The organism is Streptantibioticus cattleyicolor NRRL 8057 = DSM 46488, assembly GCF_000240165.1.
In the GTDB taxonomy this organism is placed as follows: Bacteria; Actinomycetota; Actinomycetes; order Streptomycetales; family Streptomycetaceae; genus Streptantibioticus; species Streptantibioticus cattleyicolor.
On the sequence record NC_017586.1, the window covers coordinates 6,155,411 to 6,177,674 of the forward strand.

At 73.2% G+C, this 22,264-nt stretch carries 18 protein-coding genes; 9 read left to right on the forward strand and 9 right to left on the reverse strand.

Annotated features, from left to right (window positions below; genetic code table 11):
* Positions 1–127: 127 nt before the first annotated feature.
* Both SCATT_RS27070 and ctaD read right to left on the reverse strand, forming a co-directional pair.
* Positions 128–460 (reverse strand): hypothetical protein, encoded by a 333-nt coding sequence (locus tag SCATT_RS27070; RefSeq protein WP_014146420.1) that lies wholly within the window; start codon positions 458–460, stop codon positions 128–130.
* Complete coding sequence (gene ctaD / locus SCATT_RS27075) at positions 457–2,082, reverse strand: aa3-type cytochrome oxidase subunit I (protein WP_173405662.1); 1,626 nt, start codon at positions 2,080–2,082, stop codon at positions 457–459. Before ctaD ends, SCATT_RS27070 begins: the two co-directional genes overlap by 4 nt.
* Before the next feature lie 116 nt (positions 2,083–2,198).
* On the opposite strand from ctaD, the gene SCATT_RS27080 reads away from it, so the two are divergent.
* The 3 genes from SCATT_RS27080 (at position 2,199) to SCATT_RS27090 (ending at position 3,312) form a co-directional block, all read left to right on the forward strand.
* Positions 2,199–2,762 carry an RNA polymerase sigma factor gene (locus SCATT_RS27080; protein WP_014146422.1) on the forward strand — a complete coding sequence of 188 codons (564 nt, stop codon included), beginning with the start codon at positions 2,199–2,201 and terminating at the stop codon, positions 2,760–2,762.
* Positions 2,755–2,976 carry a hypothetical protein gene (locus SCATT_RS27085; RefSeq protein ID WP_014146423.1) on the forward strand — a complete coding sequence of 74 codons (222 nt, stop codon included), beginning with the start codon at positions 2,755–2,757 and terminating at the stop codon, positions 2,974–2,976. The genes SCATT_RS27080 and SCATT_RS27085 overlap by 8 nt, the downstream gene beginning before the upstream one ends.
* A gap of 117 nt (positions 2,977–3,093) precedes the next feature.
* Positions 3,094–3,312 carry a hypothetical protein gene (locus SCATT_RS27090; protein WP_014146424.1) on the forward strand — a complete coding sequence of 73 codons (219 nt, stop codon included), beginning with the start codon at positions 3,094–3,096 and terminating at the stop codon, positions 3,310–3,312.
* Between the two features lie 106 nt (positions 3,313–3,418).
* Here SCATT_RS27090 and SCATT_RS27095 read toward each other — a convergent pair whose 3' ends face one another.
* The gene (locus SCATT_RS27095) at positions 3,419–3,997 is read right to left on the reverse strand and encodes a TetR/AcrR family transcriptional regulator (protein ID WP_014146425.1); all 579 of its coding nucleotides are present in this window, start codon (positions 3,995–3,997) and stop codon (positions 3,419–3,421) included.
* An 87-nt stretch (positions 3,998–4,084) separates the two neighbouring features.
* Here SCATT_RS27095 and SCATT_RS27100 point away from each other — a divergent pair, with 87 nt between their 5' ends.
* Positions 4,085–4,966, forward strand: a complete 882-nt coding sequence (locus tag SCATT_RS27100; RefSeq protein ID WP_014146426.1) for an SDR family oxidoreductase — start codon at positions 4,085–4,087, stop codon at positions 4,964–4,966.
* Between the two features lie 175 nt (positions 4,967–5,141).
* Here the strand turns inward: SCATT_RS27100 and SCATT_RS27105 are convergent, their stop codons facing one another.
* Positions 5,142–6,317, reverse strand: coding sequence for a lanthionine synthetase C family protein (locus SCATT_RS27105; RefSeq protein ID WP_014146427.1), 1,176 nt, complete (start codon positions 6,315–6,317; stop codon positions 5,142–5,144).
* A gap of 442 nt (positions 6,318–6,759) precedes the next feature.
* On the opposite strand from SCATT_RS27105, the gene prpB reads away from it, so the two are divergent.
* Positions 6,760–7,665: a methylisocitrate lyase gene (gene prpB / locus SCATT_RS27110; RefSeq protein WP_014146428.1), complete on the forward strand. Its 906-nt coding sequence runs from the start codon at positions 6,760–6,762 to the stop codon at positions 7,663–7,665.
* 113 nt (positions 7,666–7,778) lie between these two features.
* On the opposite strand, the gene SCATT_RS27115 is transcribed toward prpB, so the two are convergent.
* Positions 7,779–12,353, reverse strand: a complete 4,575-nt coding sequence (locus tag SCATT_RS27115) for a cation-translocating P-type ATPase (RefSeq protein ID WP_014146429.1) — start codon at positions 12,351–12,353, stop codon at positions 7,779–7,781.
* Positions 12,354–12,475: 122 nt separating this feature from the next.
* Positions 12,476–13,201, reverse strand: a complete 726-nt coding sequence (locus SCATT_RS27120; RefSeq protein ID WP_014146430.1) for a hypothetical protein — start codon at positions 13,199–13,201, stop codon at positions 12,476–12,478.
* A gap of 328 nt (positions 13,202–13,529) precedes the next feature.
* On the opposite strand from SCATT_RS27120, the gene SCATT_RS27125 reads away from it, so the two are divergent.
* A complete protein-coding gene (locus tag SCATT_RS27125; protein ID WP_014146431.1) occupies positions 13,530–13,778 on the forward strand; it encodes a hypothetical protein in 249 nt (82 codons plus the stop codon).
* A 106-nt stretch (positions 13,779–13,884) separates the two neighbouring features.
* On the opposite strand, the gene SCATT_RS27130 is transcribed toward SCATT_RS27125, so the two are convergent.
* Positions 13,885–14,847: a helix-turn-helix transcriptional regulator gene (locus SCATT_RS27130; protein WP_014146432.1), complete on the reverse strand. Its 963-nt coding sequence runs from the start codon at positions 14,845–14,847 to the stop codon at positions 13,885–13,887.
* A 289-nt stretch (positions 14,848–15,136) separates the two neighbouring features.
* Here SCATT_RS27130 and SCATT_RS27135 point away from each other — a divergent pair, with 289 nt between their 5' ends.
* The 3 genes from SCATT_RS27135 to SCATT_RS27145 all read left to right on the forward strand — a co-directional run bounded on the left by SCATT_RS27135 (position 15,137) and on the right by SCATT_RS27145 (position 17,730).
* The gene (locus tag SCATT_RS27135) at positions 15,137–15,967 is read left to right on the forward strand and encodes a VOC family protein (RefSeq protein ID WP_014146434.1); all 831 of its coding nucleotides are present in this window, start codon (positions 15,137–15,139) and stop codon (positions 15,965–15,967) included.
* Positions 15,968–16,055: 88 nt separating this feature from the next.
* The gene (locus SCATT_RS27140; protein WP_014146435.1) at positions 16,056–17,000 is read left to right on the forward strand and encodes a Gfo/Idh/MocA family protein; all 945 of its coding nucleotides are present in this window, start codon (positions 16,056–16,058) and stop codon (positions 16,998–17,000) included.
* Positions 17,001–17,142: 142 nt separating this feature from the next.
* Positions 17,143–17,730, forward strand: coding sequence for a class I SAM-dependent methyltransferase (locus SCATT_RS27145; protein ID WP_014146436.1), 588 nt, complete (start codon positions 17,143–17,145; stop codon positions 17,728–17,730).
* Positions 17,731–17,895: 165 nt separating this feature from the next.
* On the opposite strand, the gene SCATT_RS27150 is transcribed toward SCATT_RS27145, so the two are convergent.
* Positions 17,896–20,586, reverse strand: coding sequence for a DUF6493 family protein (locus tag SCATT_RS27150; RefSeq protein ID WP_014146437.1), 2,691 nt, complete (start codon positions 20,584–20,586; stop codon positions 17,896–17,898).
* Positions 20,583–21,998 carry an SWIM zinc finger family protein gene (locus SCATT_RS27155; RefSeq protein WP_014146438.1) on the reverse strand — a complete coding sequence of 472 codons (1,416 nt, stop codon included), beginning with the start codon at positions 21,996–21,998 and terminating at the stop codon, positions 20,583–20,585. The genes SCATT_RS27150 and SCATT_RS27155 overlap by 4 nt, the downstream gene beginning before the upstream one ends.
* Positions 21,999–22,264 lie beyond the last annotated feature (266 nt).

Genomic DNA, 22,264 nt, shown 5'->3' on the forward strand with positions numbered 1-22,264 from the left:
AGTCGGAGGAGCCGAAGTGGAGCACCTTGCCCTGCTGACGCGGCACGGTGAACGCCTCCCGGACCTCCTCCCACGGTGTGTTCCGGTGACGCTCGTCGTGGACACCCCGCACCCCGACCGCGTGCGGTTACCGGGAACCGCACGCCCAGAGGACCAGGGCGGCGCACGCCACGACCGCGCAGGCGAGCAGCCGGCCGGCCAGGCGGCGCTTGAGGGCCGCGTACACCGCCTCGTACTCCGCCCGCAGTTCGCCGCTGCGTTGTGCGATGCGCACCAGACAGGCCCGGGAGAGGTCGAGCTGGTCGCGTACGTAGCGCTGTTCGAGGTCGGCCCGCTGGGAGTCGGTCAGCCAGGGCAGGCCGGAGGCGAACGCGTGGGCCCGTTCCCGTGCCCGGTGTTTCTCGCCCTCCCACAGCAGGAACCCCTCGATCTCGTTGAGGGCTTCGGCGGTGGTCTTCATGCCAGGGCGTCCTTCCGCTCGTCGGTCGGGACGGCGGGGGCGTCGATCCCGGGATGGTGCAGGTCGAAGGCGGGCGATTCGGAGCGGATGCGCGGCAGGCTGAGGAAGTTGTGCCGCGGCGGCGGGCAGGAGGTCGCCCACTCCAGCGAGCGGCCGTAGCCCCAGGGGTCGTCCACCTCCACCCTCGGCGCGTACTTCGCGGTCTTCCACACGTTGGAGAAGAACGGCAGGATCGACAGACCCAGCAGGAAGGAGAAGATCGTCGAGACGGTGTTGAGGGTGGTGAGGCCCTCACCGGCCAGGTAGTCCGGGATGCGCCGCTGCATACCTTGTGTGCCCAGCCAGTGCTGCACCAGGAACGTGCCGTGGAAGCCCACGAAGAGCGTCCAGAAGGTGATCTTGCCGAGCCGCTCGTCGAGCATCTTGCCGGTGAACTTCGGCCACCAGAAGTGGAACCCGGCGAACATCGCGAAGACCACGGTGCCGAAGACCACGTAGTGGAAGTGGGCCACCACGAAGTACGAGTCGGAGATGTGGAAGTCCAGCGGCGGCGCGGCCAGGATGACGCCGGTCAGACCGCCGAAGACGAACGTGATCAGGAAGCCGATCGCCCACAGCATCGGGGTCTCGAAACTCAGTGACCCCTTCCACATCGTGCCGATCCAGTTGAAGAACTTCACGCCTGTCGGCACCGCGATCAGGAACGTCATGAAGGAGAAGAACGGCAGCAGCACACCACCGGTGACGTACATGTGGTGGGCCCACACCGTCACCGACAGGCCCGCGATGGTGATGGTCGCGGCCACCAGGCCCATGTAGCCGAACATCGGCTTGCGGGAGAAGACCGGGATGACCTCGCTGATGATGCCGAAGAACGGCAGCGCGATGATGTACACCTCGGGGTGGCCGAAGAACCAGAACAGGTGCTGCCACAACAACGCGCCGCCGTTGGCCGCGTCGAAGACGTGCGAACCGAACTTCCGGTCGCATTCGAGGGCGAAGAGCGCGGCGGCCAGCACCGGGAAGGCCAGCAGCACCAGCACCGAGGTGAGCAGCACGTTCCACACGAAGATCGGCATGCGGAACATCGTCATGCCCGGCGCGCGCATGCAGATGATGGTGGTGATGAAGTTGACCGCACCGAGGATCGTGCCGAAGCCGGAGAGCGCCAGACCCATGATCCACATGTCGGCGCCCGCACCGGGTGAGCGGACCGCGTCCGACAGCGGCGAGTAGGCGAACCAGCCGAAGTCGGCCGCGCCCTGCGGGGTCAGGAAGCCGCCGACCGCGATCAGCGAGCCGAACAGGTACAGCCAGTACGCCAGCATGTTCAGTCGCGGGAACGCCACATCCGGCGCGCCGATCTGCAACGGCATGATCCAGTTGGCGAAGCCGGCGAACAACGGCGTCGCGAACATCAGCAGCATGATCGTGCCGTGCATCGTGAACGCCTGGTTGAACTGCTCGTCCGACATGATCTGCAGGCCCGGACGGGCCAGCTCGGCACGCATCAGCAGGGCCATCACGCCCCCGACGCAGAAGAAGGCGAACGACGTCGCCAGATACAGCGTGCCGATGGTCTTGTGGTCGGTGGTCGCCAACCACTTCACGGGAGACTTCATGCCCGGTACGTGTCCGGGACGGCCCGGCGCTTCACCGTCGCGGCCACAACGGGGCTGCGGCACAGGTCACATCATCGGTGTGTGAAGATCCGGTCCATGCCGGACACCAGCCGGTCATGAGCACGGAGGAAGCCTTCGCCGCCGCGTACCGCGAGCACTACTGGGCGGTGAGCCGCTTCGTCGCACGGCGGCTGAACGGGCGGGCACACGAGGTCGAGGAAGTGGTGGCGGAGGTGTTCTCGGTCGCGTGGCGGCGCCGTGGCGAACTGCCCGACCCACCACTGCCCTGGCTCTACGGGGTCGCCCGCAACTGCCTCGCCAACACCGTGCGCGGCATGTCCCGTTACCGGCGGCTGCTGCTGCGACTCGGCCACCACGAGGCCGCGCACCGCACGCAGACCGTGGAGAGCCCGGACGCCGATCGGCCGGGCGCCTGGGTGCACGAAGCGCTGGCCCGGCTGTCACCCAACGACCAGGAGGCGCTGCGCCTGACCGCCTGGGAGGAGCTGACCCTGGACGAGCTGGCCGTGGCCCTCGGATGCGGCCGCAGTGCGGCGGCCATGCGCCTGCACCGTGCCCGCCGCCGACTGGCCGCGGAGATCGAGCGCCTGCGGCCCGCCGTCTCCGTAGGGTGGACAACAGGAACCGACGTGTGCGCCGGAGGCGACAAGCATGCATGACGAACTGGACCTTCTGCGCGCCGTCGACCCGGCCCCCGCCGACGAGGGCCCCTGGCGCGACCGCCCGCTCGACGCCCACGCCGAACGCGCCCTCAACCGGCTCGTGCACACCGCGCGACTGCGCCGGGCCCGCCTCCTGCTCGTCGTCCGGGCGGAAGCCACCGTCGTCGCCCTGGCCGGCGTCCTCACCCTGGGGCTGACGGCACTGCACTGAGCCCGGTCCACGCGGGTCCGCGCCGTCGCCCCGCCGGGCCGCGGCACCAGGTGTAGGACCCCTTCGCGGGGGCACCCGATCGGCGCACTATGCCCCATATCGTCCCGTGAGGTAGCCATGGTGATCAAGAAGCTGCACGATGCCGGGATCCGCAGTGAACACGCCTACTGCGCCGCCGTCGCCTCCATCGGTCTGACGTTCCTCTCCTGGGCCACCAGCATCAAGGCCGAGAACGTGGAGAGAGCCGACCGGTGGGGCATCTTCGTCGGCGAGTGGGCCCCCACCTTCTTCGGCCTCGGCCTGGCGCTCGCCCAGTACGAGGCCCAGGAGTCCTGAGCCCGGAGCCACGACACGGCGAGGCCCCTGACCGCCGCCGGCGGGGGTCTCGCCGCTCGCGGACGGAAAACCGGGCGTGGATGCCGGCCGGGGTGGCGGCCCCCGGTCAGGTCAGCGACGCGGTCGCCGCGCGCAGTTCCTCCAGGGCGGCCAGGGCGTGCGGGGCGAGCCCTTCCGTGTCGTCGCGATCGCCTTCGCACCACCGGGCGTAGCCCCGTTTGAAGGCGAGGACGCCCAGTTCGCCGGCGAGGTGCGCGGTCGGCTCGGGGACGCCGCGGGCGACGAGCGCGGCGGTCATGGCGGCGGCGAGGCCGACGCTCTTGAGGGCGTCGCGCTCCTGGAGTTCGGTGCTGGCCGCCACGGCCGCTTCGAGCCGGGGACCGATCTCCCGGTTGGCCGGACCCATGGCGCTCGACGCGCGCTCCAGACCGGCCGCCACCGCCTGGAGCGGGCCGGCGCCCTCCGGTGCCTCGGTGATGCCGTCGGCGAGCAGCCTGCTGAGCGTCTCCTGGCCCGCGACCAGCAGTTCGCGCTTGTCGGAGAAGTACCGGAAGAAGGTGCTCTTGGTGACGCCGGCGCGCTCGGCGATCTGGGTCACCGTGGTGGCGTCGTACCCCTGCTCGGTGAACAGGTCGACGGCCGCGACGACGAGTCGCTGGGCCGCACCTGGTTGCCATCTAGCCATGGGAACAGGATATGTGATGGGACCGTTGTCCCATCACCGTGTAGGGTTGGTGACGGGACAACGGTCCCATCACTTCAGGGAGAGCCCATGCACGTCTTCATCACCGGCGGTACCGGCACCATCGGCTCCGCCGTCGTCGCCGAGCTGCTCGGCAACGGCCACACCGTTCTCGCGCTGGCCCGCTCGGACGGCTCCGCGCGGGCCCTCGAACGCGCCGGCGCCGAGGTGCTGCGCGGAGACCTCGCGGACCTCGACGTCCTGCGGTCCGGCGCCGCGCGCTCCGACGGCGTGATCAACCTCGCGTTCGGCCGCGACTACAGCAGCCCGGACGCGCTCTCCCGGGCCATCGCCGAGGAGGGCGCCGCCCTCACCGCGCTCGGCGAGGAACTCATCGGCAGCGACCGCCCGATCGTCACGGTCTCGGGGACACCGTGGGTGCCGGGGCGCGCCTCCACCGAGGCCGATCCGCTGCCGACCGACGGACCGGTGGCCGGCCGGGGCCGTTCGGTCACGGCCCTGCTGGACCTCGCCTCACGCGGTCTGCGCGGCATGGCCGTCCGCATGCCGCGCACCGTCCACAACGAGGGCCGGGGCGGATTCGCCGGCCTGCTGACCGAGGCGGCGCGCCGCACCGGCGTCGCCGGTTACCCGGGCGACGGCACCCAGCGCTGGCCGGCCGTGCACGCGCTCGACGCGGCGGTGCTCTTCCGCCTCGTCCTGGAGTCGGCGCCGGCCGGGACGTCCTGGCACGCCGTCGCCGACGAGGGCGACGCGGTGCGGGACATCGCGGCGGTCATCGGCCGGCGACTGGGCCTGCCGGTCAAGCCGGTCCCGCAGGAGGACTTCGGCCCCTTCGGCCCGATCTTCGCCATGGACCAGCCGGCGTCCAGCGCCCACACCCGCGACGCCCTCGGGTGGCGGCCGGTCCACGCCGGCCTCCTGGAGGACCTGGAGAACCTCCAGCCCTGACATGCGCCCGCTCGTCGGGCAGCCCCAATGACGTGGGCCCACGGCCAGAAGTGGCGGCCGTGGGCCCACGCCCTCGTCCGCCGAGCACATGTGCAGCCTCAACTAACGTCAATCGCGAGGCAGTTGTGGCCGGACGCCGCGAATCCCCGTACTCGTGCCCGATCCGGTCCCCGGGTCAGACCGCCAGGAGCCGGGGGCCGCCGCGATCGCGTAGGCGGCGCAGGAAGGTGAGGACGCCGGCCGTGCCGGTGGCCCAGGAGGGGGCGGGGGCGGTGAGGGTGTTGCCGGGGAAGACCGGTCGGGCGGGGGTGCCGCCACTGCGGGCGAGGACGAGGGCGGCCACGTCGTCGGCGGCCCGCCACAGACCCTTGTCACCGGTGGCGTGGGCGGCGTCGATGAGCAGTTCCCCGGCACCGGAGAGGCCACAGCACCGGGAGACCGGGCTCATGCGGGGGGCGAGCGCGTGGCAGGCACGGGCGCACCGCACCGCGAGGTCGAGCAGGGCCGGGTCGTCGTCGTGGACGGCGGCGTCCAGCAGTACACCGCCGATACCCGCCAGACCGCGGCACCAGGAGCCGTAGCGGCGGGTGGCCGCGGGGTGGGCCGCGGCCTCCAGCAGAGCGGGCGTCCGGGCCGCGAGGGCGGTCAGGGCGGTACGGGCGGCGGCGCCGGCGGCCTGGTCACCGGTGATCCGGTGGTAGGCGGACAGGAAGTGCACGACGCCCGCGCCGCCGTGTGCGAAGCCGTACCGGTAGGCCGCCAGGGACCCGGTGACGGGCGCCGGGCCGGGGTCCTGCGGTATCTGCGCGCCGTCCGCCGCCAGCAGCTCGGCGGCGCACGTCCCCGCCGCCGCCAGGAAGGCGGCGGCCCGTGTCTCGTCGCCGTCCGCGCCCGCTTCTCGCGCCAGCAGCAGATACCCGGTGCCGCGCCCCGCCGCGCCGCCTATCTGGTCGCCGGAGCCGTCGTCAGCGGTGCCACCACCGGTGTCGGGGACGTACGGGCGCACCGGTCCGTACCCGCGCGCGGACACGCGGGCCAGGAACAGCTCCACCCCGGTGCGGCCGGTGTAGAGCGCCTCGGACACGGTGCGCGACGCCGGGTGCGTGGCGGTTCGGCGGGCCAACCCGTCGAGTGCTTTGCCCACTTCCGGCGGGCCGTCGTGGTGCAGGAGTTCCAGTCCCACGCCCGCGGCGCCCGCGTAGAGGGTGACGGCCGAGCTTCCGGCGCCGTCGGGGAGCGCCGCGGCATCGCGTGCGCAGACGGTCGCGGTGTACGCGACCACCTCGTCCAGCAGCGCGGGCGTGACGCGCGGTGCGGTCGGCGAACGGCGGCGGCCGGCCGGCTCCGCCACCGGACGTGCGGCCCGTAACCGGCCCGCGAAAACCTCCGCCGGCGGCGGGCACGCCGGACCCGGACTGGGCGCTACCGGTCATCGTGTGCGGCTACAACCCGCCCAGAACGTGCGTCATCTGCTCGACCGTGAGCCATGGTTCTGCCTCGACGTCTGCGACCACGCCGACGTCATCGTCGTACAGCCGCCCGCCGCGCCGCGGGTGCGTGGCCGGACCGGACTTCCGCCCGCCGGTGTCACCGGGAGTGGCCCTCGACGACGTACGGTACGTGGGTACGCCGGTCCACGGGCGGGTGGGGCCACTGGGCGCGGCGCGGTGCTCGCGGACCCGGCACGGACAACGCGTCGCACCGGCCGCCCCCGTACCCGACGCGCTCCTGTCGGCCGTCGACGCCCGTGCCACCGCCGTCCACGACGCGACAACCTGCCGAGGGACCCTTCGATGCTGCACACCCGCACCACCCCCGCCCAACGCCGCCGTGCCCTGCGGGACCGGCTGGCCACCGGCCGTCTGCTGCTCATGCCCGGCCTCCTCAACCCGCTCACCGCGCGCCTCGTCCAGGACACCGGGTTCGAGGCCGCCTACCTCTCCGGCGCCGTCCTCGCCGCCGACCTGGGACTGCCCGACATCGGGCTGACCACCTCCACCGAGATCGCCGCCCGCGCCCAGCAGACGACCAGTGCCACCGACCTGCCCGTCCTCATCGACGCCGACACCGGATTCGGTGAACCGATGAACGCCGCCCGCACCGTCCAGCTCATGGAGGACGCCGGTCTGGCCGGGCTGCACCTGGAGGATCAGGTCAACCCCAAGCGCTGCGGACACCTCGACGGCAAGACGGTCGTCCCGCGCGAGGAGATGACCCGTCGGGTCAGGGCCGCCGTGGAGGCCCGCCGCGACCCGGACTTCCTCCTCATGGCCCGAACCGACGCGCGCGCCGTCGAGGGTCTGGCAGCCGCGATCGACAGGGCGAAGGCATACGTGGACGCCGGGGCGGACGCGATCTTCCCCGAAGCCCTCGCCGACGAGAAGGAGTTCGAGACGTTCCGCGCGGCGGTCCACGTACCGCTCCTCGCCAACATGACCGAGTTCGGCAAGGGCCGGCTCCTGGACGCGCGCACGTTGGAGAACCTCGGCTACGACATCGCGCTCTACCCGGTCACCCTCCTCCGGCTCGCCATGGGCGCCGTCGAGGACGGTCTGCGCACCCTCGCCGCGGAAGGCACCCAGGAGTCCCTGCTGCCGCGCATGCAGACCCGCTCCCGCCTCTACGAACTCCTCCGCTACGAGCGGTACACCGCCTTCGACTCGGCCGTCTTCGACTTCACCCTTCCGCCCGGCGCCTGACGTCCCGGCGCATCTCGGCCTCGACGCGTTCTTCGTACGTGGCGGTGTCGATCCGTCCGGCCCGCAGGCAGGCGCGGGCGGTGCGCACTTCGGCGCGTTGGGCGGGAGCACCGTCACGTCCGCGACGTGACGGTGGACAGTTTGCTGGTGAGGTGTGACCCGAGTCGTTCCACGGCCGGGGTGACCTTGGGGGCGAGCACGGTGACGAGGACGGCGGCGGCGACCCCCGACCAGGCCACCGGGCCCAGGGGGGTGCAGCCGAAAAAGTGGCTGAGGAGCGGGGTTTGGACCAGGGCGATCAGTGCCGCGGCGGAGCCGAGGGCGGTGGCGAGGATCAGGGGGCTGTGCCGGCGGCGGTGGAGGGTCTGGGTGAGTTGGGCGCCGACCAGCCCGCACAGCGCCATGGTGCTGGTCCGCCTGGCGGTGCCGGGGGTGCAGGTGCCGATGAGCCACGCGGTCGCGGCGCCCAGGGCTGTGGTGACGCCACGGCGGCGGATCTGCCGGATCAGCGGTTTGCCCAGGGCCGCCGGACTCGTAGCGGACGAGGGGTCGTCGCCGGGGTGGCCCGGGCGCGGGTCAGGGGCGTCCTCCGGGGTGACGGCGACGGCCATGGCGGGGAACATGTCGGTGAGCAGGTTGACCAGCAGCAACTGGCGGGTGGACAACGGTGAGGTGCCGGAGACCAGGGTGCCCAGCACGGTGAAGGCGACCTCCCCGGCGTTGCCGCCGGTCAGGATGGCGATGGCGTCGGCCACGCTGCGCCACAGCGCGCGTCCTTCGGTGACGGCCGCGACCAGCGGCGTCAGGGCATCGCCGGTGAGGACGAGGTCGGCGGCGCGGCGGGCGGCTGCCGAGCCACGGGCGGCGATGCCGATGCCGATGTCGGCGGCGCGGATGGCGGCGGCGTCGTTGGCACCGTCGCCGACCATGGCCACCACGCGCCCGGCCTCTTGGAGCGCTTCGACCACCGAGAGTTTCTGCTCCGGTGCCACGCGGGCGATGACACCGCAGTCGGCCAGCAGGCGGGCGCGGCCGGCGCGGTCCAGGGCGGCCAGTTCCTCGCCGGTGGCCACGGTGACGTCCTCGGGCCAGCCGAGGGTGACGGCGATGGCCCGGGCCGTGTGGGGATGGTCCCCGGTGAGCATCACCGGACGTACCCCGGCGTCGCGCAGTTCGGCGATGAGCGGGGTGGAATCGGCGCGCGGGGTGTCCGCCAGGGCCACGAAACCGGTCAGGTCGAGGGCGCCCAGCGGCTGGTCGAGGACATCGGCCAACTCCTCGCGGCGCAGGCGGCGTTGGGCCACCGCGAGGATGCGCAGCCCTTCGCCGGCCAGCGTCTCCGCCGCCCGTGGTGCGGTGCCGGCGTTCTCGCAGTAGGGCAGCACCACTTCCGGGGCTCCCTTGACCACGAGCAGGAGTTCGTCGTCGGCGTCGCGGCCGACGGCGCAGGCGTAGCCACGGCTCGCCTCGAAGGGCCGGCCGTCGAGGTGGGTCCAGTGCGGGTCGGCCGGGGCGTCGGCCAGGATCGCCGCCTCGGTGGCGTGCGGGAGTTGGGTCTCCCCGTTGCCGGGAGGGCAGGCACGTGCCGCCGCGCGCAGCACCGTGGCGCTCTCGGGGGCGTCGGTGGTGTGTGTGGTGCCGTCGGCGGTGACCGAGCGCACCACGCGCAGCCGGTTGTGGGTCAGGGTGCCGGTCTTGTCGAAGCAGATGGTGTCCATGCGGCCCAGCGCCTCCAGCGCGCGGGGGGTGCGGACCAGGACGCCATGGCGGCTGAGGCGGCGGGCGGCGGCCATCTGGGCCACCGTGGCGACCAGCGGCAGCCCCTCGGGAACGGCGGCCACCGCCACCGCGACACCCCCGCCGACGGCTTCGCGCACCGGCCGGCCACGCAGCAGGGAGAGCCCGGTGACCACCGCGCCGCCGGCCAGGGTGAGCGGCAGTATCTTGCGGGTCAGCTCGTGCAGCCGGGCCTGCACCCCGGCGGCCGGGGTACTGCGGGAGGCCAGGTGCGCCGCCCGGCCGGCCTCGGTGTGGTCCCCGGTGCCGACCACCACGGCCCGGGCGTCTCCGGCGACGACACTCGTGCCCTGGAAGACCATGCACCGGCGGTCGGCGAGGGCGGCCTGCGGGGCGGCGGCCAACTCCTTGGCCACCGGCAGCGATTCACCGGTCAGGCTGGACTCGTCCACCTCCAGGTCCGTCACCTCCAGCAACCGGGCATCGGCGGGCACCACGTCACCGGTGCGCAGTTCGATCACCTCACCCGGTGACAGCTGTGCCGCGTCGACGGTGACCGGGCAGTCCGCGACGTCCTGCTCGACGCGGCGGGCCCGCTGCCGCTGTCCGGCGGTGAGCGCGGCCAGGGCGCGTTCGGCGCGCAGCCGCTGCACGCCCCCGACGACGGCGTTGACCCCCATGGCGCCGGTCACCAGGAGCGCGTCCACAGGAGCCCCCAGTACCGCGGACGCGGCCGCGCCCACCGCGAGTACGGGGGTGAGCGGATCGTCCAGTTCGGCCCGCACGGCGGCGGCCAGACGTGCCGTCATCCGCGCCGGGAGGAAGACCGGCAGCCGCGCCAGCCGACCGGCCGGGGCCGCGACGGCGGCCCGCACCGCGGCGAACCGGTCCGGCGGCCCGGGATCGCGCGCGGCCAGCCGGGCGAGCACCTCCTTCGGCCGCAGGGCATGCCACGGGACCCGGGACCGGGCGGCGGGCTCGGCCCGCGAGACGAGGGACGCGCCGGTGTACCACCCCGACACCAGCGCCGCGGCGGCAGCGGCGTTGACGGGGCTGAGGCGGTAGCCGAGGGCGAACACGGCACGGCGGGCGCGTGAGGTGCCCGTCATCACCATCAGACCGGACAACGCGGCGCCCGCCTGGGCGAGGACCTTCCCCCGCCGGCCGACCGCCCGCGCGTCGGGGACGGCCGACAGCACCCGCCACACCCCGGCGAGCCCGGTCGGCACCAGGGCGTCGGCCCCCCACACCACGACACCGCGGGCATCGGTGACCGCCACGGCGACATCACCGGCGAGCAGACCGTCCACCAACTCACGCCCGTGCTCGGTCAACTCCCCCCGGATAACGTCCGGATCCTCCCGGACACGGACCACCGTCATCACGACCCGCCCCCGCTCCCGCAGGCCGCCGACGACCTCGGACAACGGCCGGTCACCGGGGACCACCTCGTCCGCCAGCTCGGTGAAGTCGGCCAGGGAGACGTCCTCCGGGACGACGACGTGCAGCCGCGCCCGGCGCGCCGCGTCCAGCACCGCGTCGGCCAACGGGTCGATCTCCCAGCCGACCAGCACCGTCCCCACGTCCACACCACCGGCGGAGGCGATCATCGAACCGGTCCGGTCGCCGGTGTGACCGGACACCGCACGCAGTTCCACCCGAGGATCCCCCTCCGACCCCCCGGACGGCGACGACCGCCGAAGCGCGGCGGTGGCCGCGTGCCAGAGCCGGTCGTGATCCCACCCCGCCGCCGTGGGATCGACCCTCAGCACGGTACGCCGCGTACCGTGCAGCACCTCCGGGTGGATCACGAGGGCGTCCACCCGCTCCAGTTGGCGCAGTCGCTCCGGATCACGGACCAGCACGCCGTGGTGGGCCAGCGCGGTGCCCCAGGCGGCGGTGAACGCGGCAGGCGCGTAACGGGCGGCCTTCGGCGATCCGGCCAGCACCGCCTCGGCGGTCCGGTCGGCGCTGCGGGTCAGCAGCAGCGTCGCGGCGGCGCCGACCAGACTGCCGGTGACGGCCTGGTCCGCGTACTCCTGCCCGGGGGTACGGACGAGGGCGGGGCGGGCGACGTGCCGCCCGGAGACACTCGGGCGCCGCGGGGCGCACAACGTGTCGTGCCAGGCGTCGAACGCGGCGCCGCGCGCGAGGGCTTCCACCAGATGGCCGCCGCGCAGCGCGGCGTCGAGCACCAGGGAGGCGGGGGACTGGCCGATGCCGTGCGCCGCCGCGTTGGCCGCGGCGAGCACCAACTCCGCGCCCGACGGCCCGAGTCGGCGGCGCAGCGCCGCCCTCACCCGGGAGTCCTCACGGATCAGCGTCACCACCGCGGTCACCAGCCGGGGCGAGTTCTTGAGGCGCACGGCACGCGTGGCCAGCGCGGTGGTGATCCCGGCCGCGTCGCACGCCATGGCCAACGCGGTCGTCCGGACGCCTTCCGCGGCCCCCGGGTGCCGTCGCGCCGGGACCTGTTCGGCCGCGCGTTCCAGCCCGTACCGGGTGGCCAGCCGGGACGCCTCGCGGGCGATCCGATCGGTGAGGGCCGCCTCGGTGACCTGGATGACCAGCCGGGCCAGGCCGCCGTCCCAGTAGGCGCTCACCACCTCGGGGTGCTCGGCCACCGCCGCCGCCACGCGCTTGGCCGCGGACTCCAGACGCCGCCCGCGGCGGTCGCCCCCGTCCGCACCGAGCCGCAACGGCACGTGGACCCGGGGGCCCGCCCGCCACACACCGGAGCCGGGCGCGAGGGCGTTACGGGCCACCCGCCCCGCGCGGACCGCCGTGGCCGTCGCGTCCGCCGTCGCCCGCACCCCTGTCTCCGCGACGTCGATCGCCAGCCGGGCCGCCGCCCCCGCCGCGGGTACGACCCTGCCCGCGATCCGAACGGGCGCCGCCAAGGCCAGACCGGCCCCAGCACCGACCAGTTGTGCCAACGCACCGCGAACCATGTCCCACCTTCGCCCGCTGTCGAAACCGTGTCGCCCGTCCTGCCCGGGAAACGGTCGGTCGCCTACCCGCGACCGCCGGACGCACACCCTTGCCGGTCCGTGCCCCGCTCGGTGTGCTCCGGTCAGGTCGTGGGCTCTCCGCCGACTTCGTGGGACCGGCCGAGCGGCGGATCGGCGGTGCCGGAGGACGCGTCCCGCAACTGGCCGAGGAGGAACGGCGTGATGCCGCGGTCGACAAGTGCCTGTTGCCAGGCGGCCCGGGAGCGTTCGAGGTCTTCCCGCCGTTCGGCGAAGGAGCCGGTCACCGTGGAACGGTTGCCGGTCGCCCCGGCGATCAGCCTGATGAGCCCGGTCAGCGCGACCACGGCGGCGATGGCCCCCGACGTCCATCCGGCCGTGACGAGTTGACCGGCGACGTCCTGCCCGGCATCGCCGAGTCGCAGTGCGTATCCGAGCAGGAGCAACACGACCGCCGCGGCGCCGGCGAGGACCGGGACGAGCACCGCCAGCGCGGGTGCCCACTGGCCGCGCCATCCACCCTCCGGCGCCTCGGCGGGCGGCTGTCGCGGGTCGGAGGGTGCCGTGCTGGACGCCGCCGCACGTGAACGGAGGTAAGCCAGGTACTCGGGCTCCGCCGCCGCCGCGATGGCCTGGCGTGCCCGCAGGGCCCGCGTACGGAGCTGTTCCAGGTCGGGTCCGGGGGTTCGAGCCATGGCTTCGCGGACCTTCGCCGAGGTCAGAGCTTGCTCCAACAGCCGTTCGAAGTCCGCCGCTTTGTCGTGGTCCAGGTCTTCCGCGCCCTCCGAAAACTGCCGGCGCGGCTGGTCCGGTCCGGTCGGCAGCTCCATGGCCGTCCTCCTCGTGTCGCGTTCGGCTGTGCTTCCCGCGCGGTGCCGTCTCCAGCGGTCGTGGCCCGGCGCGGGACGACCTGGTCAACGTACCAATTACTTTCCATGGTTGCGCAAGTCCTAAAGTGTTGGAGGCGGTGCTCCCCGAGGCGTGACCGGTCCCGGCACGCATCTCACTGACCGGCCCGGTGTGCCGTAGCCCGGGCCAACAACACCTAGCCCGGGCGGGGTTGACGGTGGCCGTATAGTGAAGGGGAAACGCATCAGCGCCCGTTCCACCGGCTGCGTGCCGGACGGGCCGAACGGGGGGAAGAAAGGTGCGTGCCCGATGACGATCGGGCTCCTCTCCACGATCGCTGCCGTGTTCTACGGATGCACGGTCTCGATTCTCGCTCTGACCGCGACCTTCGCTCGGCGCCCCACGCTGCGACGTGAAGCCCGCGCCACCCTTGCCGTCCTGGTGCCGGGCAGGGAGGCGGAGTCGTCGACGGTGGACCGCGCGGCACCGAGGGCCAGCCACTGTGCGGCATCAACCGCGCCGCCGGCCTCGCTCACGCCGTTCTCACCCTCCAGTTGACCATCGCCCCCGCGGGGTGGATTCGTGACCGGCTGATTCCCCAGCCGGTCACGGCCGTTGTTGTGCCGACAGCCCGTGGAGTTGCCGCCGCCGGACCATCGGGGCGTCAGGTGCCGAGGGCGCGTCTGGTGCGTTCGGTGGTGTGGTGGAGGTAGTTGGTGACGTCGGGGTCGGCGTCGAGGGCGTAGTCCGCGTTCAGGGCGGTGAGGGCCTGGGCGATGTGGGCGAGGGAGTCGCTGGAGCAGTCGACGGTGCAGGTGGTGTCGTCGAGGGGCTGGACGCGGGCGGGCAGGGCGCCGGTGCGGTGGCGGATGGTGTCGGCGGGGGCGTGGACGGTGGCGAGGGCGCGGTAACGGGCGGGTGCGGTGGCGATCTTCTGTGCGACGTAGTCGGCCGGGTCGTGACCGGGGACGGGGCGTGGCGTGAAGCGATGACGGGTGGGGACCGGGTCCGTGATGCGGTCGAGGCGGTAGACACGCCAGTCGTCGCGCCCGGTGTCGTGGGCGAGGAGGTACCACAGCCCGGCGGAGGCCACCAGGTGGTGGGGGTCGGCGCGGCGGCGGGCGGCGGTGCCGTCGCGGGTGGTGTAGTCGAAGGTGACGGTTTCGTGGTCGCGGCAGGCGGTGGCGAGTGTGGTCAACGCCGCCGGGTCCACGCGGGGGCCGCGGTCTTCCCAGCCGATGGTGTCCGTCGCCTGGTGCAGGGCCGCGACCTGGGCGCGCAGCCGGGCGGGGAGGATCCGTTCCAGTTTGGCGAGCGCGCGCAGTGAGGTCTCCTCCATGCCGGTGAGGTGACCGGCGGCGGTGCGCAGGGCGACGGCGGTGGCGATGGCTTCTTCGTCGTCGAGGATGAGCGGGGGCATCGCGGCGCCGGAGGCGAGGCGGTAGCCGCCGGCGTGGCCGGTGGTGCCTTCGACGGGGTAGCCGAGGCCGCGCAGCCGGTCGATGTCGCGGCGGATGGTGCGGGTGGTCACGCCGAGGCGTTCGGCGAGTTCGGTGCCGGACCATTCGCGGCGGGTCTGCAGCAGGGAGAGCAGGCGGAGCATCCGAGCGGGCAGGTCGGTCGTCATGCCTCCAGACTGCCTGTCTTCTAGGACGTGTGCTGTCCTAAAGCCCGCCTAGCGTGGGGGCATGCCCGGAGAGCGAACACACCCGAGCCCCTACGCATGCGCAGATCAGCGCGGGTGGGCTGATCCCCGCTGGTGATGCGGGAAGCCGGGCCGGCCCCGGTGACGCGAGCGGAACGCGGACGCCCGCCGTGCACTCGGGGCTCGCCACCCGAGACGCAGCAAGGCTCGACCACGACAAGTCACAGCACCGCACGGTGCGTTTCCACCCGTACGAAGAGGAAGAACTCTGATGAGCTACATGTCCCCCGGCCAGGTCGTCTGGTTCGAGATCGGCACCACCGGCCCCGACGCCATCACCGGCTTCTACGGCCCCCTGCTCGGCTGGACCTTCGAGGTCGACCCGGACTCCTCCATCGACGGCCGCACCTACACCCGCATCCTCGCGCCCGGCGCTCCGTGGCCGATGGGTGCCGTCCAGCAGGGCGACACCGGCGAAGAGGCCATCAACCTGTCCATCCTGTCCGCCGACGTGCCCGCAGACGTCGACAAACTCACCGGCTTGGGCGCGACGGTCGTCGTGCCGGCCACACCGGTGGGGGACGTGACCGTCTTCGCCCGCGTGAGGGACCCCCGCGGCAACCTGCTCTCCCTGTTCTCCCAGTCCACCTCGCGGCGATTCGAGGAGCGGATCACCGGCACGCGGCGGTACATGGAGCAGGCGGCGTTCACGCCGAAGCCGGGGTCGATGGCCTGGTTCGAGATCGGCACCACTGATGTGAAGGCCACCACCGACTTCTACACCGCGGGATTCGGCTGGCGGTTCGAGAACGACCAGGCCGACGGCACCTCGCACTCCACAGTCTTCGGCCCCGGCGCCAAGTGGCCGTCGGGCAGTCTGCGGGACCACAGCGGCCAGGGCGCGGCCGGGGCCGACTACGTCATGTCGTGCTTCCTGGTCACCGACGTGGCCGCCACCACCGCCCGCGCCGAGCGAGCCGGGGCACGGCTGGAGCACGGACCGCGGACCAGCCCCGGGGGCCTGGTCTCCTGCCGCCTCATCGACCCGCGCGGCAACCGCTTCGGTGTGTTCTCCCGCCCCACCGGCGACCAGGCCAGCTGAACATCCGCACCCCCGGCGGTCCAGGCTCCCGCCCGCGATGGCGGAGCCCGGGGCGCCATGACGCCAAAAACGCAAGGAGAGTAACGAGATGAAGATCGCGCTGCTGGGAACCGGCTTCGGCCAGGCGCACGCCGCCGTCTACGCCGCTCGGGACGACGTGGAGGTGGTGATGTTCGGCCGCGACGCGGAGAAGACAGCGAAGGCGGCCGGTCAGTTCGGCTTCGCTTCCTCCACGGCGACGGACGCCGCGTTCGAGGACGACTCGTTCGACCTGGTCGACATCTGCCTCCCGGTCGACCTGCACGCCCCGTTCGCGCTGCGCGCCCTGGACGCGGGCAAGCACGCACTGGTCGAACTGCCTCTGGCCGCCAACCTGGAGGACGCCAAGCGGGTCGCCGAGGCCGCCGCGCGCAGCGACAAGCACGTCTTCGTGGACATGTTCGACCGGTTCATCCCCGCCAACCAGGCCCTTTTCGACGCCGTACGCGAGGGCACCTACGGTCGGCTGGAGCAACTGACCTTGTGGAACCTCACCGCTCACCTGTGGCCCGGGGCCTCGCTCGGGCTGAACGTCCTGCCGCTTGAGGCCATGCACAGCGACATGGACATCATCACCCGCGTCCTCGGCCTGCCCCGCGACATCACCGTCACCACGGTCGCGCGGAACGAGGACTCCGCCGCCATCGACACCGTCCTCTCCTTCGACGGCGCCGTCGCCCGCTCCTCGGTGTCCTCGCTGATGCCGTCGACCTGGGGCGCCCGCGGCGGCTACACCGCCACGTTCGAACACGGCGTGCTGGACGCCTCCTCCACCATGGGCTTCGACGGCAGGCCCACCGGCACGGTCACCGCCTACACCCCCGACGGCGCCGGCGATCTGCACCTCCCACCCGCCGACCAGTACACCGCCATGATCGGCCACGTCATGGACGTCCTCCACGGCAACGCCGACAACCAACTCACCCCGGCCGGCGTCCTCGACGCCCTCCACCTCACCCTCGACATCGACCGCAGGGTCAACCCCCGCCGCTGACCTGCCCCACCCTCCCGAGGATGATCGACACGGTTACCGCAGGACACGGCATTGACCTCTGCCGCCGGATTCGACGGTTGGCCGGCTGATTATGCTGGCTCAGCGCGCTGACCCGCAGCCGTGTTGGGAGGGAGACGAACCGGTGGACCTGGAAACCCTGCACGGTTACGACCGCGAGGCCGCCGCCTTCGCCTCGCAGTGGCACGAGCAGCCGGAACCGGACGATCTGCGGACTGCGTTGCTGCGTTGGTTCCGTCCCGGACCGACGGCTGATGTCGGCTGTGGCGGCGGCCGGGACACGGCTTGGCTGACCGCCAACCGCTTTCCCACCACCGGGTACGAGCCGTCCACCGGGCTGCTGGCCGAGGCCCGCAAGCGGTACCCGCAGCTGCCATTCGAGTGTGCCGCCCTGCCCGAGCTGGCGGGCGCGCCCGACGGCGCCTTCGCCAACGTGCTGTGCGAGACCGTCATCATGCACCTGGAGCCCGACTCCGTCGCCGCCGCCGCCGTGCGGCGCCTGCGTGGCCTGCTCCAGCCGGGCGGCACCCTCTACCTCAGCTGGCGGGTGGTCACCGGCAGCGCCCAACGCGACGACCACGGCCGGCTGTACGCCCCGGTCGCCCCGTCGCTGGTCCGTCAGGGCCTCGCCGGCCTGGAGGTGCTGCTGGACGAGGAGCTGACCAGCGTCTCCTCCGGCAAGGCGGTGCACCGGATCGTGGCACGCGCTTGACCGTCGACGTCCTTGGCCCAGCTCCCGATCACTGACCGAGCCCGCTACAGCCGCTACCAGGCACGCTCCATGCAGGTGCTGGGCCGCTTCCAAGGACGCCTGCTCGCCGCCGCATACACCTCCGTCGCCCGCGAACCTCCCTTCGGCGAACGATCAGTTGACGGCCTACCGGCAGGAGGCGTCGCGGCTCAGCGCCGTCCTGAGCCGCCGGGCCTGCTTGATCAGCTGTGACGAGCCCTTGCGCGCCGCCAGCTCGTCGATCTCCGGTATCGCGCCACGGGACCCGGACCGCTCCGCGCAGTCGGCCGCGAGCGTGAGCAGAGCGCCGTCGGCGAGTGCCGGTTCTCCCGACAGGAGCCCGGGGAGGGCGCCCGAGAGCACCGCCCACACCGTGGCGTACGCACCGGTGCGCACCGCTTCCTGAAGTGCCGCCACGACCCGCTTCAGCTTGAGGCGGCGCAGGCTGGCCAACTCGGCGACATCCCGGCCGAGTTGCTCCGCGTGGAGTTGTCCGCGAGCGGCCAGCACCAGCATCGCGTCCACCGCGAACAGCTGCTCCTCGAAGCGTCGCGCCCCGAGTCCGTACGCCACCAGCAGATGGGTCGCGGGGCCCGCCGGCCCGCCGGACTCGGCCAGCGCGGGCAGCACGGGCACGCCGTGACCGAGGTGGTCGGAGTCGGCCAGGGCCGAGAAGGCGGACAGCATCCGCGCCGCGATGATCTCCCGGTGCTGGGGCAGGAGGGCCAGGGCCTGCGGGGAGCACTGCCCGCCGCCCCCGCACTTGCACGGCCGGCCGATGGGGTCGTGCGCGTCGAGCAGGGAGCGGAACGGCTCGGGGTGGTCCTCATGTCCGGGAAGGGCCTCGGTGCGCACGAGCACACCGGGGCGGGGGGTCCTGAGCCTGAGCCGTTCGGTCTCCCGGGAGACGACGGGGTCGGGCAGGCCGCCCGAGGCGAGCCAGGCGGCCAGCCGCCGCCCCGCCGGGGAGGTGAGCCGGTCCGCCGCGGCCCGCGCTTCGAGCGGCACGTCCCGGTCCAGCCGCAGCAGGGCCTGGACGAGGTCGGCCGGGCCGGGCTCGGTGCCCGATTCCTCGTACGCGGCGAGCCGGGCCGCCAGCTCCGACGGGTCGATGGTCCCCGTCGTCCAGGTGGGCGTGGCCAGCAGGAACGGCAAGGGGTCCCCGAGCTCCAGCCGCGCCCCGATCTCGGCCGCGCGGCTGAGGCAGACGGACCAGATCGCCGTGTGCGGGCACTGGTGCTCCTGGAACCGGAAGCGCAGGGCACCCAGCCCGGACTGGATGCGCAGGGTGCTCGTCTTCTCCTTCGCGGCGTCGCCCATGACGAACATGACGACGGCTTCGAGCGCTTGCGCGAAGACGTTGTCGCTCAGCCATGAGGCAGGCTGCCGGTGCGCCGCGACGACCGGTTCCAGGGCCGCGCGGAGCCCCGCCAGGTCGGCGTGGGCGTGGACGACGAGGCTGTTCAGCGCCCGCTCCTCCTGCGCCGGGGTGCCCTTGCCACGCAGCAGCGCGACGACCTCCTCGGCGAGTTCGGCGGGGGCGAGCGGTGCGGGGTCCAGGCGCTCGGGGGCCGCGACGGGCGGCAGGACGTCGTCCTCCACGGCGGGCGGACCGGCCTCCTCGGCGGCCACGACGCCACCGAACGCCTCGGCCGCGCGTTCACGCAGGTCGGAGGGGAGCAGCTGGACACTGGCCGCCAGTTCGGCGAGGACGCCCTCGCCCGCGTGCTTGCGGTGGCGGACGGCCAGGGCGAGGGCCTTGTCCTGGAGGCTGTGCTCCTCGTGGCCGAAGGCCTCGGAGACCACCGGCAGCAGCTCGTCCGTGAGGGACCGGTCGCGCTTGATCGCCTTGTCGAGCATGGCCAACTGGGCGCGCACGATCTTCTTCTCGGGCCGGAACAGGGCGGCCCTGGACGCCTCGACCAGGTGCTCCGTCTCCAGACGCCCCGCCTCGTCGAGTTCGGCCAGCACCTCCTGGGCGCGGGCGGCTGCCAGCGAGTGCCCGACGGAGAGCATCCGCACCCAGGTGAGGGTGTGCGCCGCCCGCTCGTCCGCGGTCAGGTCCAGGGCGGTCAGCAGGGCGAGGAAGCCCTTCACGATGCCGAGCCGGCCACCGCGCAGCAGCCGTGACAGACACCCCTCGACCAGCATCTCGCGGCTGAGCAGCCCTTCCCGGGCGAGTGAGGCGAGCGCCCCGGGCCACCCGGGGTCGGCGCCCCAGGTGTACTGGAAGTCCGAGCCGGCCTCGTCCACCTCGAACAGCCGGGGGACGGCCGCCTTCAGGAACGGATCGTCCCGCAGCCCTTCCTCGATCGTCCTACCCCGCTGAGGGATGTCCCTCTCCCAGCCGAGGACGAAGCCGTCCGTCATGGGCGGCTCGCAGCCGGCGAGCAGCGACAGCCGTTTGATCAGCCCGTACTCCCACCCGCCGACGGTGCGGCGCTCCGCCAGCCGACGCGCCACCTCGGCCAGCCACTCGGGGGCGCGGTCGCCCAGCACGTCGACGACCACCTGGGGGTCCTCAGGCCCGGCCCACCACAGATCGCGGCTCGTGAGCCACTGGGCCGCCGCCGTCGCGCCGGTGCAGCACCCCGCCCCGGCGAGCAGCAGACCCCGGCGGACCAGCAAGTGCCCCTCGCCCCGCCAGAGTTCCGGGATCTCCTTGCGCCACTGCTTGAGCACCGGCAGCCCCTTGCGCCGTTCGGCGTCGGTCAGGGTGCCGACCAGCTTGGGGATGTCCTCGACGCGGCCCTCGCGCACCGCGTCCAGCAGGGTGCGGACGCCGTCCGCGGTCCCGTCGGGGATCCGGTGGTCGGGGAGGTCGTGGGTGAAGGTCATCGGGTGGCTCCGGTGGGGGTGTCAGTGTTGTCCTGAGCGGTGGCGGTGACGGCCGCGCGGCGGGCGATGCGGACGGCGAGGGCGTGCTTGCACGGGCCGCGTCCGCCGCGGTATTCGGCCCACCAGCGGCAGGTGCAGGTCAGCCGCCCTTCGGCGGACCTGACCCGGTGGCTGTGATCCTCGACGGTGACGGTGGCCGTCTCGCCGTCGAGGCGCACCGCACCCGCGTCGACGAGGGCGTGGGCGGCGCGCAGCCGGGGGTTGTCCCGCTCGGCCCGTCCGGTGTCGTACGGCAGCTCCCGGTGGAAGTACGCCGCCTCGGCCGTGTCGTAGCCGATGCGCCCGGCCGTGCCGAGGCGGGTGAGCGCGGCCCGTACCCGCTGCGGGGTCAGCCCGGACTGCGTGGCGAGGTCGGCGATGTCGACGGCGGGGTCCCAGGCGAGCAGCACGGACACCAGGTCGGCGTCCTCGGCCGACTCGTCCGCCGCCAGGGCGTCGAGGACGCCGCCCTCGCCGGAGAAGCCCCGTGACGTGTCCGGGGACAGGGTGAGGGTCAGCCGCATCCCGGGGAGTCCGATCTCCCACGCGCTCGCCACCGGGCCGCTGCCCGCCGTGACGGCCGGGCCGTGGATCCGCAGCCCCGTCGCATGGCGCAGCACCCGGCTCAGCGCGGTCAGCCGCTCGGGCCCGGGCAGACAGACCGCGCCGGGGACCGGCCGGGTGGTGGCGCGCAGCGAGCGGCCCGCCGGGACGACCCAGCGCGCTCCCTTGGAGGCGCCGCGGGTGGCGCCGGGGCGGGGGAGCGCGCGGAGGAAACGCACGGCCTCGGCCGCCGGGAGTTCGGCCCGCAGGTCGAAACCGGAGGCGATCACCTGGGTCTCGGCGAAGCCGCGCAGCCAGCGCTCGGGCAGCGGCACCTTCTTCTCCACCACCGGCCCCTCGAAGGTGGTGACGGTCATCTCGTCGGGCCCCACCTCCAGACGCAGCGGATCGCTCGCGCCCACCCGGGTCAGGGCGTCCCGCAACGGGATGTTCACGTCGACGTTGGTCGTACCGTGCCCGATGTCGTCACCGTCCAGCGCGTCGCCCAGCACGTCGAGCCGCGCGTACACCCCGCAGCAGGCGGAGAACGACTCGAACCTCAGCCGGTCCCCGTTCCCAGTGACGACCGGGTCGCGCCAGGAATCGAGTTGCAACTGGTAGTAGCGGGCGGCGGCGACGTCCGCGACACACAGCAGTCCGGCAGCGGTGACCTGAGGGTAGGTCAGAAACCCCCGGAAAAAGCTCGGATGGGCCTCCCGCCCGGCCAACGTGGCGCCGCCCGAGGTCTCCAGGCCGATGCTCCGTCCATCCGCCGTGGACCGTACGGCGGATGGACGGAGATAGGTGTACGTCTGTGCCGTTCTCGTCATGGCCGACAGGCTATGGGCCACCACTGACACTGCGCCGGGACGGCGTGTGCGGGCGGCCCTCTTCGCCCGTTGCCACCACGCTCGGCCGACGGCGCGGTCAGCCGGGGGGCGTTCACCGGCGTCATCCGGTGGGTCGGCGGTGCCCTCGCTGTGATGTGGGCCGTGATGTCCTTCCTGCCCAAGCACGCGACCAGCCGGAGCAGCTGAGCCACTCCCCGCAGCGGCGGCATCCGCCCTCCGTGCCGCCGCGTCCCTCCAACTCGTCG